Origin of the sequence: Pseudoxanthomonas sp., from assembly GCF_051953815.1 — a bacterium.
GTDB lineage: Bacteria > Pseudomonadota > Gammaproteobacteria > Xanthomonadales > Xanthomonadaceae > Pseudoxanthomonas_A.
On sequence record NZ_JBQCIJ010000022.1, the window covers coordinates 60188 to 78890 of the forward strand.

General features: G+C 67.1%; 12 protein-coding genes. 4 read left to right on the forward strand and 8 right to left on the reverse strand.

Going from position 1 to position 18703, the window contains the following annotated elements; translation table 11 throughout:
• Positions 1–82: 82 nt before the first annotated feature.
• Both ACTHN1_RS05615 and pbpC read left to right on the forward strand, forming a co-directional pair.
• Positions 83–5008, forward strand: a complete 4926-nt coding sequence (locus ACTHN1_RS05615) for an alpha-2-macroglobulin family protein (protein WP_440469973.1) — start codon at positions 83–85, stop codon at positions 5006–5008.
• Positions 5009–5125: 117 nt separating this feature from the next.
• On the forward strand, positions 5126–7513 hold the full coding sequence (pbpC, locus tag ACTHN1_RS05620) for a penicillin-binding protein 1C (protein WP_440469974.1): 2388 nt from the start codon (positions 5126–5128) through the stop codon (positions 7511–7513).
• 79 nt (positions 7514–7592) lie between these two features.
• Here the strand turns inward: pbpC and ACTHN1_RS05625 are convergent, their stop codons facing one another.
• Positions 7593–8069: a peroxiredoxin gene (locus ACTHN1_RS05625; protein WP_440469975.1), complete on the reverse strand. Its 477-nt coding sequence runs from the start codon at positions 8067–8069 to the stop codon at positions 7593–7595.
• 144 nt (positions 8070–8213) lie between these two features.
• Here ACTHN1_RS05625 and ACTHN1_RS05630 point away from each other — a divergent pair, with 144 nt between their 5' ends.
• Both ACTHN1_RS05630 and ACTHN1_RS05635 read left to right on the forward strand, forming a co-directional pair.
• A complete protein-coding gene (locus ACTHN1_RS05630; RefSeq protein ID WP_440469976.1) occupies positions 8214–8657 on the forward strand; it encodes an Hsp20/alpha crystallin family protein in 444 nt (147 codons plus the stop codon).
• A 150-nt stretch (positions 8658–8807) separates the two neighbouring features.
• On the forward strand, positions 8808–9698 hold the full coding sequence (locus ACTHN1_RS05635; RefSeq protein ID WP_440469977.1) for a DnaJ C-terminal domain-containing protein: 891 nt from the start codon (positions 8808–8810) through the stop codon (positions 9696–9698).
• 95 nt (positions 9699–9793) lie between these two features.
• On the opposite strand, the gene pilH is transcribed toward ACTHN1_RS05635, so the two are convergent.
• The 7 genes from pilH to ACTHN1_RS05670 form a co-directional block, all read right to left on the reverse strand.
• Entirely contained in the window at positions 9794–10186 is a 393-nt protein-coding gene (gene pilH / locus ACTHN1_RS05640; protein ID WP_141453090.1) for a twitching motility response regulator PilH, read from the reverse strand.
• Positions 10187–10293: 107 nt separating this feature from the next.
• Positions 10294–11286, reverse strand: a complete 993-nt coding sequence (locus tag ACTHN1_RS05645) for a YhdH/YhfP family quinone oxidoreductase (RefSeq protein WP_440469978.1) — start codon at positions 11284–11286, stop codon at positions 10294–10296.
• Positions 11287–11320: 34 nt separating this feature from the next.
• Positions 11321–11617, reverse strand: coding sequence for a GIY-YIG nuclease family protein (locus tag ACTHN1_RS05650; protein ID WP_440469979.1), 297 nt, complete (start codon positions 11615–11617; stop codon positions 11321–11323).
• Positions 11618–12156: 539 nt separating this feature from the next.
• Complete coding sequence (locus tag ACTHN1_RS05655; RefSeq protein ID WP_440469980.1) at positions 12157–12750, reverse strand: TIGR00730 family Rossman fold protein; 594 nt, start codon at positions 12748–12750, stop codon at positions 12157–12159.
• Between the two features lie 144 nt (positions 12751–12894).
• The gene (gene lpdA, locus ACTHN1_RS05660) at positions 12895–14337 is read right to left on the reverse strand and encodes a dihydrolipoyl dehydrogenase (RefSeq protein WP_440469981.1); all 1443 of its coding nucleotides are present in this window, start codon (positions 14335–14337) and stop codon (positions 12895–12897) included.
• A gap of 102 nt (positions 14338–14439) precedes the next feature.
• Positions 14440–15651: a dihydrolipoyllysine-residue succinyltransferase gene (gene sucB, locus ACTHN1_RS05665; RefSeq protein ID WP_440469982.1), complete on the reverse strand. Its 1212-nt coding sequence runs from the start codon at positions 15649–15651 to the stop codon at positions 14440–14442.
• A gap of 60 nt (positions 15652–15711) precedes the next feature.
• A complete protein-coding gene (locus tag ACTHN1_RS05670) occupies positions 15712–18543 on the reverse strand; it encodes a 2-oxoglutarate dehydrogenase E1 component (protein ID WP_440469983.1) in 2832 nt (943 codons plus the stop codon).
• Positions 18544–18703: the final 160 nt, after the last annotated feature.

Here is an 18703-nt window from a genome sequence, read left to right on the forward strand (position 1 = left end):
TTGCACGCACTTGCGACGCTGACCCCATTGGATCCCGAACCGCGTTCTATACTGCCGATACAACCGGATCAGGGACATGCACATGGAACCGTTGGCTCCTTCTTTCCGCGGCGCGCGCGCTTTCGGGCTGCGCGCGTTTTTCATCGGCCTGCTGGCGCTGGGCGCGCTGGGCGGATGCAAGCGCAACGACACCGGGCAGTTGCCCGAGGCCAGCGGCGAGGCGGTGCAGGCGCAGCGGCAGGAAGTGGTCGGCTTCGGGCTGGTCAGCGCCTATCCGGATCAACATGACGGCAGCCTGGCGATCGCGCTGGAGTTCAGCCGCCCGCTGGTGAGCTCCCAGGACTTCGATCAGTTGCTCGCCGTGGCCGGCGCCAATGGCGAAACCGTCAAGGGCAGCTGGGTGCTCGACGACAAGGGCAGGATCCTGCGTTTCCCGTCGGTGGAAGCGGCCAAGGACTACGACGTGATCATTCGCGGCGATCTGCTGGCCGCCGATGGCAGCCGGCTGGGCAAGGAGCTCAAGCAGCGCGTGCACACCGGCGAACTGGATCCCGCGGTCGGTTTCGCCTCGCAGGGCAGCGTGCTGCCGGCGCGCGAGAGCCGCGGCCTGCCGGTGGTCTCCATCAACGTCAAGGAAGTGGACGTCGAATTCCTCCGGGTCAACGAGAAATCGCTGCCCAAATTCTTCTCCGAGTACCAGCGCGGCGGCCGCCGTGGCAGCTGGGACCTGGACAGCGACTATGGCGACAGCACACCGATCGCGCAGCTCGCCGAGCCGGTCTACGTCAACCGCTTCCTGCTGGGCGGCAAGCCGAACGAGCGCCTGCTGACCTACCTGCCGATCCAGGACATCAAGGAATTGCAGGAGCCGGGCCTGTACTTCGCGGTGATGAAACGCACCGGCAAGTTCTCCGGCGATTTCGAGACCGCGTTCTTCACCGTCAGCGACCTGGGCCTGCATACGCGCGCCTACAGGGACCAGCTGTTCGTCCATACGGCTTCGCTGCGTGACGGCGCCGCGGTGGGTGGGGTCGAACTGCGCGTGCTGGACGCCAAGGGCGAGACCTTCCTGACCGGCAAGACCGACAGCAACGGCAACGCCCTGCTGAAGTACACGCTGGACGCGGGCCATGTGCTGATCGCGCGGCGTGGCAAGGACGTGTCGATGCTGCCGTTCAACCAGCCGGCGCTGGACCTGTCCGAGTTCGCCGTGGCCGGTCGCGAGCAGGCGTGGTTCGACGTGTTCGCCTGGTCGGGCCGCGATCTGTACCGGCCGGGCGAGACGGTGCGACTGTCGGCGCTGCTGCGTGATTTCGACGGCCGGCCGGTCAAGGCGCAGCCGATTTTCCTGCGCCTGAAGCAGCCGGACGGCAAGACCTTCCGCGAAACCCGCCTGCAACCGGGCGAGCAGGGCTATTTCAACTTCGAGCAGGTCATCCCGCAGGAAGCGCCGACCGGCCGCTGGCAGGTCGAGTTCCGCACCGATCCGGCCAGCAAGGAAGCGGTGCAGGGCATGACCCTGCGCATCGAGGAATTCCTGCCGGAACGGATGAAGCTGGATCTGGATACCGCGCAGGCCACGCTCGCGCCGGGACAGCCGCTGCAACTGCAGGCCACGGCCGCCTATCTTTACGGCGCGCCGGCCGCTGGCAACCGGTTCACCGCGCGTCTGGCGGTAGCGGTGGAGCAGCACCCGGTCGAGGCGCTGCCGGGCTACTTCTTTGGTGATCCGACGGTGGAACTGCCGAAGGAAGCCAAGGACGTCGTCGATACCCAATTTGACGACAAGGGTGTCTACCGCGAAGCCATCGCGCTGCCGGCCGAAGCCAAGCCGGTGACGCCGATCGCCGCGGTGATTTCCGGCAGCGTCTACGAAACCGGCGGCCGCACCGTCACCCGCACGCTGAAGCGGGTCATGTGGCCGGCCAATGCGCTGGTCGGCGTGCGCCCCTTGTTCGATGACAAGGACGGCGCCGACGCCAACAGCAATGCCGGCTTCGAGGTCATGCGGGTCGACGCGGCCGGCAAGCCGCAGCCCGGCAAGGGCCTGAAGGTCACGCTGGTGCGCGAGCATCGCGATTACCACTGGAACTACGACGAAGACGGCGGCTGGGACTACGACTTCACCCGTCGCTTCGAGAACCTGGAGACCAAGGTGATCGATGCCGGGGCCACCGCCACGCGCATCGACTATCCGGTGGAGTGGGGCGAATACCGGCTGGATGTGTTCGATCCGGCCTCCGGCCTGACCACCCGCTATCCGTTCCGCGCCGGCTGGAGCTGGGATGACCAGAACCGCGGCCTGGACGCGCGCCCCGACAAGGTGAAGCTGGCGCTGGACAAGACCGGCTACAAGGCCGGCGACACCCTGCAGGTGACCCTGACCCCGCCGCATCCGGGCAAGGGCCTGTTGATGGTCGAGGCCGATCGCATGCTGTACGTGCAGGAGATCGACGCCAAGCCGGGCAGCCGCTTCTCCATCCCGGTGACCAAGGACTGGGAGCGGCATGACGTGTATGTCACCGCGCTGGTGTTCCGCGGCGGTTCCGCGCCGAGCAAGATCACGCCGGCGCGCGCGGTCGGCGTGGCCCACGTGCCGATGGATCGCAAGGCGCGCCGCGTCGCCGTCGGCCTGGCCGTGCCCAAGCAGATGCGGCCCGAGCAGGAGCTGCCGGTGACCGTCAGCGTGCCGGAGCTGGCCGGCAAGGCCGCGCACGTCACCGTCTCGGCGGTGGACGTGGGCATCCTCAACATCACCCGCTTCCCGGTGCCGGATGCCAACGCGCAGTTCTTCGCCCAGCGCCGTCTTGGCGTGGACGCCTATGACATCTACGGACGCGTGATCGAAAGCTTCGAGGGCGGCAGCGCCAAGATGCGGTTCGGCGGCGACATGGCGCTGGCCGCGTTGCCGCAGGCCAAGCGGCCGACCTCGCGCGTGCAGACGGTGGATCTGTTTGCTGGCCCGGTGAAGCTGGACGCCCAGGGCAACGCGCGCATCCGCCTGAAGGTGCCGGACTTCAACGGCACCCTGCGGGTATCGGCGCTGGTTTACTCGGACGAGCGCTACGGCAACCGCGATCGCGAGACGCTGGTGCGCGCGCCGATCGTCGCCGAAGCCAGCCTGCCACGCGTGCTGGCGCCGGGGGACCGCAGCATGGTGACCCTGGACGTGCAGAACTTCACCGGCAAGCCCGGCGAGTTCAGCGTGCGGGTGGACGGAGAAGGCCCGCTGTCGATCGGCGAATCCGCGCGCAGCGCGAAACTGGCGACCGACGCCAAGACCACGCTGAGCTTCCCGATCACCGCCGGCGAGGGCTACTCCACCGCCAAGGTCCGGGTGCGCGTCGACGGCAACGGCTTCAAGGTGGATCGCCGCTACGACCTGCCGGTGCGCGCCGGTTGGCCGTCGGTGCTGCGTTCGCGCACGCTGGTGCTCGACAGCCTGGCGCCGGTGGAAATGGGCGCGGGGCTGGCCGATGGCCTGATGGCCGGCTCGGTCAATGCCCGCATGCTGGTCAGCGCGCTGCCGCCGATTCCGTTCGCCAGCGCATTGCAGGGCGCGCTCGAGTATCCCTATGGCTGTGCCGAACAGACCACCAGCAAGGGCTACGCGGCGCTGGAACTGGACGATGCGACCGCCAAGTCATTGGGCGTCGGTGGGCTGGATGCGAAGAAGCGCCGCGAACGGATGGAAGGCGCGTTCGGTCGGCTGGCGTCGATGCAGGTGGCCAACGGCCACTTCTCGATGTGGGGCGATGACGGCTACGTCAATCCGGGTTTGACCCCGTACGTGGTCGAGTTCCTGCTCGACGCGCGCGAAGGCGGCTTCGCGGTGCCCGACGCCGTGCTGCAGAAGGCGCTCAATCGTCTCAATGAGGATCTGCTGGCCGGTGGCGCGCAGTTCTACGGTTACTCGCAGCGGGATCACCTGAAGTTCGCCAACCAGGCTTACGCCGGCTATGCGCTGGCGCGGGTCAACCGTGCGCCGCTGGGCACGCTGCGTGCGCTGTACGACAACGAGCGCAACAAGAGCCTGACCGGCCTGCCGCTGGTCCACCTCGGCCTGGCGCTGTCGCTGCAGGGCGACAAGACGCGCGGCGCCAAGGCGATCGCCGAAGGTTTCGCCAAGACCGGCGATCGTCCGGATTACCTCGGCGATTACGGCACGCGCCTGCGTGACGATGCGCTGATGATCGCGCTGGTGCACGAACGCAAGCTGTCCAAGCCGGAGTACGACCGTCGCGCGGTGTCGCTGGGGCGCGAACTGGACGCCCGCCGCAACAGCGGCTGGTTGTGGCTGAGCACGCAGGAGCAGGTGGCGCTGGCACGGCTGGGCAAGGCGCTGATGGTCGATCAGAAGAAGCTGGTGTCCGGCACCTGGAGCCTGGGCGGCGAAAGCGAGACCGTCGCGCCGGCCAAACTGTTCGGTCGCAGCCTCGACCATGCGGCGCTGGCGCGCGGCGCGCGCTTCGTGCCGGAAGGCCAGCCGCCGCTGTACGCCAGCCTGGACGTGAGCGGCATTCCGCGCACGCCGCCGGCCGCCGACGAACGCCAGATCGGCATCGAGCGGCGCTACTACAGCACCGATGGCAAGGAGTGGAACGGCGGCACGCTGAAGGAGGGCGAGGCGCTGATCGTCCGGGTCAGCATCACCCCGCACGTGACCATGCCCGACGCGCTGTTCACCGATCTGTTGCCGGCCGGCCTGGAGATCGAGAACTTCAATCTGGGCGATGCCAAGCAATGGGCCGACGTCGTGGTCGATGGCATCAGCGTCAGCGATCGCGGCAGCGCCGCCGACGTGAAGCACGAGGAATTCCGCGACGATCGCTATGTGGCCGCGCTGAAGCTGGAAAGCGGCGATACCGCCAAGGTGTTCTACCTGGTGCGCGCGGTGACGCCCGGTACCTACACCGTGCCGCCGCCGCTGGTGGAGGACATGTATCGCCCGGACATCCGCGGCGTCGGCCGCTCCAGGGTGGGCACGATCACCGTCGTGCAGCCGTAGGGCGGGAGTGGGCATGGGGAACCGGGAATCGGTGCATGCCGGTTCCCTTCTTCCGGATGCGGGAGGAGGGCTGTGCGGATGCCAGCGGCATGACGGCGTCGCCAGGGAAATACGCGGGTGACCCGGGACGAACCTTCCCGCTGGACACGCGCAGGGCGCCATCTGCGCGGGCTTCGCTGGCCCGCGCTGCTGCGCTGGGGCGCGGTCGTAATGCTGTCCTCGTTGCTGGTGCTGGACCTGCTGTTTCCGCCGCCGTTGCCGAAGGTTCGCGACACCAGCACGCTGGTGGTCGCGCGCGACGGCACGCCGCTGCGCGCGTTCGCCGATCGCGAAGGCGTCTGGCGCTACCCGGCCAGTCCCGAGAGCGTGTCGCCGCTGTACCTGGATGCGCTGCTGAACTACGAGGACCGCTGGTTCTGGAAACATCCCGGGGTCAATCCCTGGGCGATGCTGCGCGCCGGCGGGCAGTGGCTGCGGCGGGGACGGATCGTGTCCGGCGGTTCGACCCTGACCATGCAGGTGGCGCGGATCCTGGATCCGCATACGCGCACGCCCTGGGGCAAGCTGAAGCAGCTGCTGCGCGCCGTGCAGCTGGAAGCGCACCTGTCCAAGCGCGAGATCCTGTCGCTGTACCTGGAGCGCGCGCCTTTCGGCGGCACCATCGAGGGCGTGGACGCCGCCAGTTGGGCCTATCTCGGCAAGCCGGCCACGCGGCTGTCGCAGGCCGAAGCCGCATTGCTGGCGGTGCTGCCGCAATCGCCCAGCCGGTTGCGGCCGGATCGCCATCCCGAGGCCGCGCGCGCGGCGCGCGACAAGGTGCTGGCGCGGATGGTCGCGCTGGGCGTATGGACGCCGGCGCAGGTGGAGGAGGCGCGCATCGAGCCGGTGGTCGCCCGTTCGCTGCAACCGCCGCTGTCGGCGGCACTGCTCGCCGAACGCCTGCGCCAGCGGCAACCGCGCGCCGCGCGCATCGAATCGACCGTGGACGCGGATCTGCAGCGCACGCTGGAAGAGCGGGTGGCGTCCTATTTCTCGCAACTGCCGGCGCGCACCTCGGCGGCATTGCTGGTGATCGACAACGCCAGCATGGAAACACGGGCCTACGTGGGTTCGGTGACGTTCGGCGACAAAGATCGGCTGGGCCACGTCGACATGGTCCAGGCCTGGCGCTCGCCGGGCTCCACGCTCAAGCCGTTCCTGTACGCCCTGGCGCTGGATGACGGCCTCATCCATTCCGAAAGCCTGCTGGTGGACGCGCCGCAGTCGTTCGGTGGCTATCGTCCGGGCAATTTCGACGCCGCCTTCAATGGCCCCATCGGCGCGGCGGAGGCGCTGCGTCTGTCGCTCAATGTGCCGGCGGTGGATCTGCTGGACCGGGTCGGACCGACGCGCTTCTCCGCGCGGCTGGCCAACGCGGGCATCAACCTGAAGTATCCGCGCGGCGCCTCGCCGAACCTGGCACTGATCCTGGGCGGCACCGGCGCCCGGCTGGAGGATCTGGTGGGCGCGTTCGCCGCCTTCAACCGCGGAGGACTGGCGGGACGGGTGCGCTATACGCCGCAGGATCGGCGCGAGGACCGCCGGCTGGTATCGCCGGGGGCCGCCTGGATCATCCGCGAGATCCTGGAGTCGCATCCACGGCCCGGTTACGGGCAGGGCACCTTCGATATCGCGACGCGTCCGCGCGTTGCCTGGAAGACCGGCACGAGTTACGGGTTCCGCGACGCCTGGGCGTTGGGGAGCACGCGCCGGTACACGGTAGGTGTCTGGGTCGGACGGCCGGATGGCACGCCGTTGCCCGGACAATATGGTGCGGTGACGGCGTTGCCGCTGATGTTCGAAGTCATCGACAGCCTGCCGCGCGCGCGGGGCGACGCCGCCGCGCAACCGCCGCCGGCCAATGTCGCCGAGACCGAAATCTGCTGGCCGCTGGGATTGCCGCCGGACGCCGACGCGCCGGAGCTGTGCCAGCGCCGGATGAAGGCCTGGACCCTCGACGGCGCGATTCCGCCCACCCTTGCCGAGCGCGACGCGCGCCGCTGGAGCGCGGGCACGGAAGTCTTCGACGTGGACGCGGCGACCGGTCTGCGCCTGTCGGCCGAATGCGCGCGACCGCACGTCGCGCAGGCCCGGCGCATCGCTCGTTGGCCGGCGCTGGCGTCGCCCTGGCTGGGCGCGCAGACACGCGCGCAGTCACGGCTGCCGCCGCTTTCGCCGGATTGCGCGGACGACGGACGCGAGGCGATCGAGGAACTGCGCATCGACGGCATCAACGATCGCGCCACCCTGGCGCGCGCGCCAGGCAGCGAACACGGCGTGCGCCTGCAACTGCGCGCGCTCGGCACCGAAGCGCGCGTGCAGTGGCTGCTGAATGGAAAGTGGATCGCGGAAACCCAGGGAGCGCGCACGTTCGTGCGCGACTTCGACGAACCCGGAGCGCACACGCTGACGGCCTTGGCCGACAGCGGCGCGTGGACGCGGGTGGAGTTCTCGATCCTGCAATGAAGTCGCGGTTGTCCGCGTCATCCAAGCGGCCGGAACAGGTGTCCGGCCGCCAGGATTCGTGTGAGGAACCCGTGCGAAGTCAGATGTTCGCCAGCACGTGTTCGGCCGAGGACACCTTGTACTCGCCGGGCGCCTCGATGAACAGGTTGCGGACCACGCCGTCCTCGGCATACAGCGCGAAGCGGCGCGCGCGGATGCCCATGCCGTAGCCGCTGGCATCCATTTCCAGGCCGAGCGCCTTGACCAGATCGGCGTTGCCGTCGGCCAGCATCTCCAGGCCGTCGGGCACGTGCTGGGTCTTGCCCCAGGCCTGCATCACGAACGGGTCGTTGACCGATACGCAGAACACTTCGATGCCGCGCTTGCGGAAGCCCTCGAAATGCTGGACGAAGCTGGGCAGGTGCTTTTCCGAACAGGTCGGGGTGAAGGCGCCGGGCACGGCGAACAGCACCACCTTGCGGCCGTCGAACAACGCGTGGGTGTCGACGGTCTCGACGCCTTCGCGGATGCGCTTGAGGATGACTTCGGGAATGTGTTCGCCAATCTGGATGGTCATGGTCGGTTCCTGTAAGGGGAGGCTGAATGGAGTTTAGCCTGCCTCGTCCCGGCTGGCGTGACGGGCTTGAAAAGAGATGTCCGGCGCCTATTTTCCCGCGCATGGGCGCCGCCACGGCGCGTCTTCGCAAGGAGAACTCCGGAAATGAGCATCGTTCAGTACCACCCCTGGGCCAATCCCCGTGGCCTGCAGGACGAAATCAAGCAGGTCTTCGAGCGCTTCCTCGGCGAGGCCGACGGCGACCAGTCCAATGTCGTCACCAGCCAGTGGATGCCGCGCGTGGACATCCGCGAGGATGCCGATCGCTTCGTCATCCTGGCCGATGTCCCGGGAGTGGATCCCAAGGACATCGAGATTCACATGGATAAGGGCATCCTGACCCTGCGCGGCGAGCGCCAGCAGGAGCAGCGCGAGGAACAGGGTCGCTATTCGCGGCTTGAGCGCACCCACGGCGTGTTCTACCGCCGCTTCTCGCTGCCCGACAGCGCCAATCCCGACGGCATCACCGCCACCGGCAGGCACGGCGTGCTGCAGATCGATATTCCGAAGAAACCGGAAACGACGCCCCGTCGCATCCAGGTGCAATGATCGGGCGGCCGCGCCGACGAGGCGCGGCGTTGGGCGACGGGTCCGGCGACGGGCGCGGCTGCCGTTAGAATTGGCCCGTGGCGCCCGCGTCACGGGCCAATTCTATTTTCCAGCCGGCCTGGGCCGGCGCGGTTTTCCAGTGGAGCCCCGATGCAATTCAAGGATTACTACACGGTGCTGGGCGTGGAACCCAGCGCCGGCGACGCCGAGATCAAGACGGCGTACCGGCGGCTGGCACGCAAGTACCATCCCGACGTCAGCAAGGAGGCCGGCGCCGAGGAGCAGTTCAAGGCGGTCAACGAAGCCTACGAGGCGCTGCGTGATCCGCAGAAGCGCGCGGCCTACGACCAGTTGCGCGCGCGCGGCTATCGGCCGGGCGAGGAGTTCCGCCCGCCGCCGGATTTCGGCCAGGGTGGCTTTGGCGGGCAGAACTTCGATTTCGACGAGGTGTTCGGCAGCACCGGCAGCGGTGGCGGCGGCTTCAGCGACTTCTTCGAGGGCCTGTTCGGCCGTCGCGGGCGAGCCGACGGTGCGCAGGCGCGTGGACCGCAGGCGTCGCGGGACTCGCGCGCCAAGCTGGCCGTGCCGCTGCAGGCCGTCCACGATGGCGGCAGCGTGCGGGTGAACGTCAATGGCCGGCAACTGGAGGTCAAGGTGCCCAAGGGCATCAAGCCGGGGCAGGTGATCCGGTTGGCCGGGCAGGGCGGCAACGGCGGCAATCTGCTGCTGGAAATCGAATACGCCGCGCACCCGCAGTTCGAAGTGGATGGCCGCAACATCATCTACGTGCTGCCGGTGGCGCCCTGGCAGGCGGCCCTGGGCGCCTCGATGGCGGTGCCGACGCTGGGCGGCGAGGTCGAGGTGAAGATCCCGCCGGATTCGGAAGCCGGCCGCAAGCTGCGCCTGCGTGGACGCGGCCTGCCGGGCAATCCCGCCGGCGATCAGATCGTGGAGCTGGAAATCACTGCCCCGCGCGCCGGCAATGAGGAACAGCGGGACGCCTATCGCGACCTGGCCCGGGCCTTCGGCGAAAAACCGTAAGCACCCTTGCGGGAGCGATGGCGATTCGCGCATCGCCCAAAAAAAAGAGCAGGCCAAGGCCTGCTCTTTTTTGTTGCGCTTGAAGGCCGGACCAGTCAGGCCGCCGGCGGCTCCGGCAGTTCGCGCGCGTTGAACACGCGTTCGATGACCTCGGCCAGTTCGTCTTCCGAGAATGGCTTGGTCAGGTAGGCCTTGGCGCCCTGGCGCAGGCCCCACATGCGGTCGGTGTCCTGATCCTTGGTGGTCACCAGGATCACCGGGATGTGCTTGGTGCTGGCTTCGCGGCTCAGCGTGCGGGTGGCCTGGAAGCCGTTGAGATTGGGCATGACCACGTCCATCAGCACCATGTCCGGCAGCTCGCGCTTGGCGACTTCCACGCCCGCGGCGCCATCTTCGGCGGTGAGGGATTCATGTCCCAGTTTTTCGACGATGCGCTGGATGCCCAGCAACTGCGAAGGTGAATCGTCGACGATCAGAATGCGTGCCATGGAGTTCCCCAAGTGTCCCCAAATATCCCCGCACCGATTGTAGGAGCGGGCCGGGGAGAAAGAAACGGGGGCATCCCCGGACACGCCGTCGGGACGGGCCCGACAGCTCAGAAAGTGACCAGGGTGCGTCCGAACGAGCCACCGGAAAGCATGGTCCGGAACACTTCCGGCAGGCCTTCCAGCGTGGTTTCGCGGGTGCAGATGGCATCCAGGCGGTCCGGCTTCCAGTCGTCGGCCAAATGGCGCCAGATGTCGTCGCGGATGGCGCGGGCGGTGCCGGCCGAGGCCACGCCGACGAGCGATACGCCCCGGATGATGAACGGCATGACCGTCATGTCCAGCTCGGCGGTGGCGGCCAGGCCCGCGCTGGCGACGTTGCCATAGGGGGCGGTCTGCGCCAGCAGGCTGGCCAGCATCGCCCCGCCCACGTTGTCCAGACCGCCACCGAAGCGCGCCGACTCCATCGGTCGTCCGGTCGCCAGCGCATCGCGTCCCAGCACCTCGGTGGCGCCGAGCGACTTGAGGAAGTCCGCGTGTTGGGCCTTGCCACTGATGGCATGCACCTCGTACCCGGCGCGGCTGAAGATGTTGATCGCGAGGGTGCCGACGCCACCGGTCGCCCCGGTCACCGCCAGCGGCCCCAGATCCGGGGTCTGCCGGTTGTCCCGCATGCGGTACAGGGCCAGCGCGGCGGTGAAGCCGGCGGTGCCCAGGATCATGCTTTCGCGCAGGCTCAATCCCTTCGGCAGCGGGATCACCCATTTCGCTTCCAGCCGGGCGTACCCGGCGTAGCCGCCGTCACGCGTTTCGCTGAGTCCGCACCCGGTCACCAGCACCGCGTCGCCCTCGCGGAACGCCGGGTCGGTGGAAGCCACCACATGCCCAGCCACATCGATGCCGCCGACCAGCGGAAACCGCCGCAGGATCTTGCCTTCGCCGGTACCGGCCAGCGCGTCCTTGAAATTGACCGACGAGAACGCGGTCTTGATGACCACCTCGCCGGGATTGAGGTCGTCCAGCGAGATGGCTTCGATGCCGCCGCGGTAGCCGTTGGCGTCGTTGTGGATGCGGAAGGCGTTGAAGGTGTTCGGCAAGCTCATGGGGCCGCTCCGGTTGGGGCAGGGCGATGAAGGACTACAGGATATCCGGATAAAGATCCCGCCAGTCCGGATTGGAATCCTCGACGAGTCGGATCTTCCAGATCCGTTTCCACGCCTTCAACGCCTTTTCGCGCAGGATCGCAGATTCCATCGTGCCGTGGACCTCGTACCAGACCAAAGTATGGACCTGGTAGCGGCAAGTGAAACCTTCGACCTGATCCTGTTTGTGTTGCCAGATGCGACCGGGCAGATGGGAGGTCACGCCGATGTAGAGCGTTCCGCGTGGCCGGCTGGCCAGCAGGTAGACGCAGGGAATCCGTTCCCGGGACATGGCGGCTGGGCTGGATGGAAGAATGTCTTCAGCTTTTACGGCGTTGGTAAGGACCGGGAAAGGTCGTCAATGGAATGAATTCGTGAGCCGGCAATGGAAGCAAAGTGGGTCCCAGCCTTCGCTGGGACGACGGGGATAGTGCATCGGCGAAGGCAGGGATTCGTCTCTCGGCGTCATTCCAGTGCAGGTTGGAATCCATTGGGACGTATCCCAGGGCGGGGCTACAGCGAAAGAGCCAGATGGGTCCCAGCCTTCGCTGGGACGACGGGGATATTGCATCGGCGAAAGCAGGGATTCGTCTCTCGCCGTCATTCCAGCGAAAGCTGGAATCCACTGGGTTGTATCCGTGGCCGTGCTGGCGGAAAAAAAGCCAGCTGGGTCCCAGCTTTCGCTGGGACGACTGGAGCATCCGTTTGTCATTCCAGCGCAAGCTGGAATCCACTGACCATCCGGTGCGAGGAATGGTGGCCGAAAGTCGAAATGACTCCCGGCGTCACCGGGATCATGGGAGCAGGGCAGCGGCTTTTCCCGCTTGAATCCTAGCGCAGCGATTTCCGCCGTTTCTCGTCCATCCACTTCGACGACTGCGCCGGCTGATAGCCCTTCATCCAGTCGAACATCGCGCCGATGTCCTCGCCGTGCCACAGATCCGCGCGCTGCTCCGGGTGCAGGAAGCGCTCTTCGACCATGCGGTCGATCATGCCCATCAGCGGCGCATAGAAGTCATCCGCGTCGAGGAAGGCGCAGGGTTTGTCGCCGATGCCGAGCTGGCGCCAGGTCAGCATCTCGAACATCTCGTCGAGCGTGCCGAAACCGCCGGGCAGGGCGACGAAGGCGTCGGACAGGTCGAACATGCGCTTCTTGCGCTCGTGCATGTTGGCGACGACTTCCAGCCGGGTCACGCCGTTGTGGGCGACTTCCCAGTTGACCAGTTGCTCGGGAATCACGCCGACCACTTCGCCACCCGCAGCCAGCACCGCATCGGCGACGATACCCATCAGGCCGACGTTGCCACCGCCGTAGACCAGTTGCAGGCCCTCGCGGGCGAGGTGCTCACCCAGCGCGACCGCGCGCTCGGTGTAGAGGGGTTTGCTGCCGGCGTTGGAGCCGCAATAGACACAGAGGCTTTTCATGGAGGGGAGTCGGAAATCGGGAATGGGGAATCGTGGGAAGCCCAAAAGCGCGACGCCGGGCTTGCCCGGCGTCGTATGGAACAGGGGAGGGGGATGGATAGGAGCATCTTCCGACTCTCCATTCCCGATTCCCCGTTCCCGGCGTCAATTGGCCTTGTGAATCGAACGCTTGTCCACCGCCATGGCGGCGTCGTGGATGGCCTCGGACAGGGTCGGGTGGGCGTGGCAGATGCGGGCCAGATCGTCGGCCGAGCCGTTGAACTCCATCGCCAGCACGCCTTCGTGCACCAACTCCGAGACGCCGACGCCAACCAGGTGCAGGCCCAGGATGCGGTCGGTCTCGGCGTGCGCGATGACCTTGACGAAGCCGGCCGGCTCGCCCATCGCAACCGCACGTGCAATCGCGGCGAACGGGAAGCTGCCGGTCTTGTACGGAGTGCCTTCGGCCTTGAGCTGCTGCTCGGTCTTGCCGACCCACGCGATTTCCGGTTCCGTGTAGATGACCCACGGCACGGTGTCGAGGTTGACGTGGCCCGGCAGGCCGGCGATCAGTTCGGCGACCGCGATGCCTTCCTCGAAGCCCTTGTGCGCCAGCATCGGGCCGCGCACGCAGTCACCGACCGCCCACACGCCGTCGACGCCGGTGTGGCAATGCTCGTCGACCTCGATCTGGCCGCGCTCGTTGACCTTCACGCCGGTGCCATCGGCCAGCAGGCCCCTGGTGGCGGCGCGGCGGCCGACGGCAACCAGCAGCTTGTCCACCGTCAGGGTCTTCTCGCCTTCGGCATCGCTGTAGGTGACCACGACTTCCTTGGTCTTGCCCTTGCCGGTGATCTCCGTCTTGCTGACCTTGGCGCCCAGGCGGATGTCCAGGCCCTGCTTCTTGAATTCACGCGCGGCGGTCTTGGCGACCTCGGCATCGGCCGCGGCGAGGAAATCGGGCAGCGCCTCGAGGATGGTGACCTCGGCGCCCAGGCGCTTCCACACGCTGCCCAGTTCCAGGCCGATGACGCCGGCGCCGATCACCGCCAGGCGCTTGGGCACGGAGGTGAAATCGAGCGCGCCGACGTTGTCGACGATGTATTCGTTGTCGAACTTGGCGAACGGCAGTTCAATCGAATCCGAACCCGCGGCGATCACCACGTTGGTGCCCTTGAGTTCGACTTCGCCGCCATCGTGCTGCTTGACCTTGACCACGTTGCCCGGCTGCAGTTGGCCGAAGCCATAGAACGGGGTGATCTTGTTGGCCTTGAACAGCATGGCGATGCCGCCGGTGAACTGCTTGACGATCTTGTCCTTGCGGCCAACCATCGTGGCGACGTCGATCTTGGCGTCCTTGGTGCTGATGCCGTGCTCGCCGAACAGGTGCTGCAGGTTGTAGAACTGGCGGGAGCTGTCCAGCAGCGCCTTGGAGGGCACGCAACCCACGCGCAGGCAGGTGCCGCCCAGGGCCGGCTTGCCGTCCTTGCCCAGCGCGGCGTCGATGCAGGCGACCTTCATGCCCAGCTGCGCGGCGCGGATGGCGGCGTGATAGCCGGCGGGACCGGCACCGATGACGACGACGTCGAATTGTTGTTGTTCGCTCATGCTTCGCTCACACGGGAAGGGTGAATTGGGAATGGTGAATCGCAGAAGCGGGATGGAGCGGGGGATGACGATTCCCGGTTCTCCATTCCCGATTCCCGGCGCTTACATGCCCAGCAGCATGCGGTGCGGATTTTCCAGCTGGTTCTTGATGTCGACCAGGAACAGCACCGCGTCCTTGCCGTCGATGATGCGGTGATCGTAGGACAGCGCGATGTACATCATCGGCGCGGCGACGACCTGGCCGTTCTCGACGATGGCGCGTTCCTTGATCGCGTGCATGCCGAGGATGGCGCTCTGCGGCGGGTTGACGATCGGGGTGGACATCAGCGAACCGAAGGTGCCGCCATTGGTGATGGTGAAGGTGCCGCCCTGCAGGTCTTCCAGGCCCAGCTTGCCGTCGCGCGCCTTCTTGGCGTACTCGGCGATGCCCTTTTCGATGTCGGCGAAGCTCTGGCGCTCGACGTTGCGCAGCACCGGGGTCACCAGGCCCTTGTCGGTGGACACGGCGATCGAGATGTCGGCGTAGCCGTGGTAGATGATGTCGTTGCCGTCGACCGAGGCATTGACCACCGGATGGCGCTGCAGCGCGTTGGCGGCGGCCTTGGCGAAGAAGCTCATGAAGCCCAGCTTGATGCCGTTGGCTTTCTCGAACGATTCGCCCAGTTCCTTGCGCATCGCCATGACCTTGCCCAGGTTGACCTCGTTGAACGAGGTCAGCATGGCGATGGAGTTCTTGGACTGCATCAGGCGCTCGGCGATGCGGGCGCGGATGCGGGTCATCGGCACGCGCTCTTCCGGGCGGGCGCCGCCGGACACGCCGGCGGTCTTGCCGCTGGCGTAGTTGACCAGGTCTTCCTTGGTGACCGCGCCGCGACGGCCGGTGCCTTCGACCTGCGACGGATCGATGCCCTGGGTGACCGCGGTGAAGCGCGCGCCCGGCGGCAGGCTGTCGGCGCCGGCCGGAGCCGGGGCGGCCTTGGCGGCGGGAGCCGGCGCAGCGGCAGCGGCGGGAGCGGCGGCCTTCGGCGCCTCGGCCTTGGGCGCTTCGGCGGCCGGGGCCGCAGCGGCGGCGACCGCGCCTTCCTCGATGATCGCCAGCAGCTGCTGGCTGGTCACGGTATCGCCTTCCTTGAACTTGATTTCCTTGATCACGCCGTCGACCGGCGCCGGGACTTCCAGCACGACCTTGTCGGTTTCCAGGTCCAGCAGGTTCTCGTCGCGCTTGACCGCGTCGCCGACCTTCTTGTGCCAGGTGGCGATGGTCGCGTCGGAGACGGATTCGGGGAGAACCGGAACTTTGACTTCAGTGGCCATGGATGGAGGCGTCCTGTTTTTTTGGTGGCGTGCTTTGAAGGGTGGAACGCGGGTCGCCGCTTACTCGGCGACCACGTCGTTTTCGAACTTGTTGACCAGCGCGTCGGCGACCAGCTTCAGCTGTTCCTCGACGTGCTCGGCGAAGTGGCCGGCGGCCGGCGACGGCGAGCGCGGGCGGCCCGCGTAGTGCAGGCTCTGCTTCTCGCCCAGGCAGGCGTTGAGGTGGTGGCGGATCTGGTACCACGCACCCTGGTTCTGCGGCTCTTCCTGGCACCAGACCACGTCGGTGGCCTTGCCGAAGCGCTTGAGCTCGGCGGCCAGCTGGGGGCGCGGGAACGGGTAGAGCTGCTCGATGCGGACCAGCGCGACGTCGTCCTGGCCGCGCTTCTGCTGGTCTTCCAGCAGGTCGTAGTAGACCTTGCCCGAGCACAGCACCACGCGCTTGACCTTCTTCGGGTCCGCGGCATTGTCCGGAATCAGGTGCTGGAACTCGCCGTTGGCCAGTTCGTCCAGGGTCGACACGGCCAGCTTGTGGCGCAGCAGCGACTTGGGCGTCATCACCACCAGCGGCTTGCGGGTGGTCATGCGCATCTGCCGGCGCAGCATGTGGTAGGCCTGTGCGGGCGTGGTCGGCACGCAGACCAGCATGTTCTCCAGCGCGCACAGCTGCAGGAACCGCTCCAGGCGGGCGGAGCTGTGTTCGGGACCCTGGCCTTCGTAGCCGTGCGGCAGCAGCAGGGTCAGTCCGCTGATGCGGCCCCACTTGGCTTCGCCGGCGGCGATGAACTGATCGATCACCACCTGCGCGCCGTTGGCGAAGTCGCCGAACTGCGCTTCCCAGATGCACAGGGTGTTCGGGTCGGTGGTGGAGAAGCCGTATTCGAACGCCATCACCGCTTCCTCGCTCAGCAGCGAGTCGATGATGGTGGCCTGTTCCGGCGTTTCCACCAGTTGGCGCAGCGGCAGGAAATAGCTGTCGGTCTTCTGGTCGTGCAGGATCGCGTGGCGATGGAAGAAGGTGCCGCGGCCGGCGTCCTGGCCCACCAGGCGCAGGCCGTTGCCTTCGGCCAGCAGGGTGGCGTAGGCGAGGTTCTCGGCGAAGCCCCAGTCACCGGGCAGCTCGCCGGCGGCCATCTTGGCGCGGTCGTCGTAGATCTTGGCGACGCGCGGATGCAGGGTCACCCCGGCCGGGATCGTGTTGATGATCTTGGCCAGCGAATCCAGCGCCTTGCGCTTGACCTTGGTGTCGACCGCGTCGGTGAGCTTGCCGGACACGTACTTGGACCAGTCGATCGCCAGTTCGTCGCCCTTCTGCTTGGCCAGTTCGGTGGTGTACTCGCCCGAATCCAGCTTGTCGCGGTACTGATCGACCAGCGCCTTGCCGCCGTCGGCGGCCACCACGCCGGCGCTTTCCAGCTTGGCGGCATACAGTTCCCGGGTGGTCGGGTGCTTGCGGATGGTCTGGTACATCAGCGGCTGGGTCGCCGCCGGCTCGTCGGCCTCGTTGTGGCCGTGGCGGCGGTAGCAGACCAGGTCGATGACCACGTCCTTCTTGAACTGCTGGCGGAAGTCGTAGGCCAGGTTGGCGCAGAACACCACCGCTTCCGGGTCATCGCCGTTCACGTGCAGGACCGGCGCGCCGATCATCTTGGCCACGTCGGTGCAGTACAGGGTGGAGCGGGCGTCGTCGCGGGCGCTGGTGGTGAAGCCGATCTGGTTGTTGATCACGACATGCAGCGTGCCGCCGACCGCGAAACCGCGCGCCTGCGACATCTGGAACAGTTCCATGACCACGCCCTGGCCGGCGAACGCGGCGTCGCCGTGCATGATGATCGGCAGGACCGCCTGGCGCGCGGTGTCGCCGCGGCGTTCCTGGCGCGAACGGACGCTGCCGGCCACGACCGGGTCGACGATTTCCAGGTGCGAGGGATTGAACGCCAGCGCCAGGTGCACCGGACCGCCGGGGGTGGCGATGTCGGCGGAGAAACCCATGTGGTACTTCACGTCGCCGGCGTGGGCCAGGCTGTTGTCGTGTTCGAACTTGCCCTCGAACTCGTCGAACAGCTTGCGCGGACTCTTGCCCAGGGTGTTGACCAGCACGTTGAGGCGGCCGCGGTGGGCCATGCCGACCACGATGTCCTTGACCTGGCCGGCGCCGGCGCGGCGGATCACCGTGTCCAGCAGCGGGATCAGCGAGTCGCCGCCTTCCAGCGAGAAGCGCTTTTGGCCGACGTACTTGGTGTGCAGGTAGCGCTCCAGGCCTTCGGCCGCGGTCAGGCGCTCCAGGGTGCGCTGCTTGGCGGCGGCGTCCAGGCCATAGTCACCGCCGGCCGCTTCCAGCCGCTGGTACAGACACTGGCGCTGCTCGACCTCGGTGATGTGCATGAACTCGGCGCCGATGGAGCCGGTGTAGGTGGCTTTCAGGCGCGCGAACAGATCGCGCAGCTTCATGCGCGGCAGGCCGGCCACGTTGCCGGTGCTGAATTCGCTGTCCAGGTCCTTGTCGGACAGGTCGTGGAAGGCCAGTCCCAGGTCCGGCGGATTCATCGACGGGCTCAGGCCCAGCGGGTCCAGGTTGGCGCCCAGGTGGCCGCGCGAGCGGTAGGCGGTGATCAGGCGACCGACGTTGCGCTCGCGTTCGTCGCCGCCGGCCGGGGCCGCCACGTGGCCGTTGTTGGCGGCCTGGCGCGAAGCCGCGGTGATCTGCTCGATGACCACCGAGTGCGGGACGTCACCGGCCTCGCGACCCTTGAAACCGTCGAAGTAGGCCTTCCATTTGGGACCCACGCTGTCGGGATCAACCAGGTATTGCTCGTACAGGTCTTCGACGTAGGAGGCATTGCCTCCGTTGAGTTGCGAGGATTGCGCAAACTGCTTCAGGAGATTGTCCACGATGGCGATGAGATGCGAACTGTCGGAATGATCTGGAGGAACGGGGCCGGCGGAGTCGATGTGGGCCCGCGCGGGCGGAAGACAACCCCAAAATTATACCCGTAAGGCGGGAACGGGGCATAAAGGTATTGGACTAAAGATGCAGTCCGGCCCACGCAGG

Coding starts and splice junctions, on each gene's coding strand:
- pilH (WP_141453090.1), bottom strand. CDS start 10,186: ATGGCACGCATTCTGATCGTCGACGATTCACCTTCGCAGTTGCTGGGC.
- ACTHN1_RS05650 (WP_440469979.1), bottom strand. CDS start 11,617: ATGTCCCGGGAACGGATTCCCTGCGTCTACCTGCTGGCCAGCCGGCCA.
- lpdA (WP_440469981.1), bottom strand. CDS start 14,337: ATGAGCGAACAACAACAATTCGACGTCGTCGTCATCGGTGCCGGTCCC.
- sucB (WP_440469982.1), bottom strand. CDS start 15,651: ATGGCCACTGAAGTCAAAGTTCCGGTTCTCCCCGAATCCGTCTCCGAC.
- ACTHN1_RS05615 (WP_440469973.1), top strand. CDS start 83: ATGGAACCGTTGGCTCCTTCTTTCCGCGGCGCGCGCGCTTTCGGGCTG.
- ACTHN1_RS05645 (WP_440469978.1), bottom strand. CDS start 11,286: ATGAGCTTGCCGAACACCTTCAACGCCTTCCGCATCCACAACGACGCC.
- ACTHN1_RS05630 (WP_440469976.1), top strand. CDS start 8,214: ATGAGCATCGTTCAGTACCACCCCTGGGCCAATCCCCGTGGCCTGCAG.
- ACTHN1_RS05625 (WP_440469975.1), bottom strand. CDS start 8,069: ATGACCATCCAGATTGGCGAACACATTCCCGAAGTCATCCTCAAGCGC.
- ACTHN1_RS05655 (WP_440469980.1), bottom strand. CDS start 12,750: ATGAAAAGCCTCTGTGTCTATTGCGGCTCCAACGCCGGCAGCAAACCC.
- ACTHN1_RS05635 (WP_440469977.1), top strand. CDS start 8,808: ATGCAATTCAAGGATTACTACACGGTGCTGGGCGTGGAACCCAGCGCC.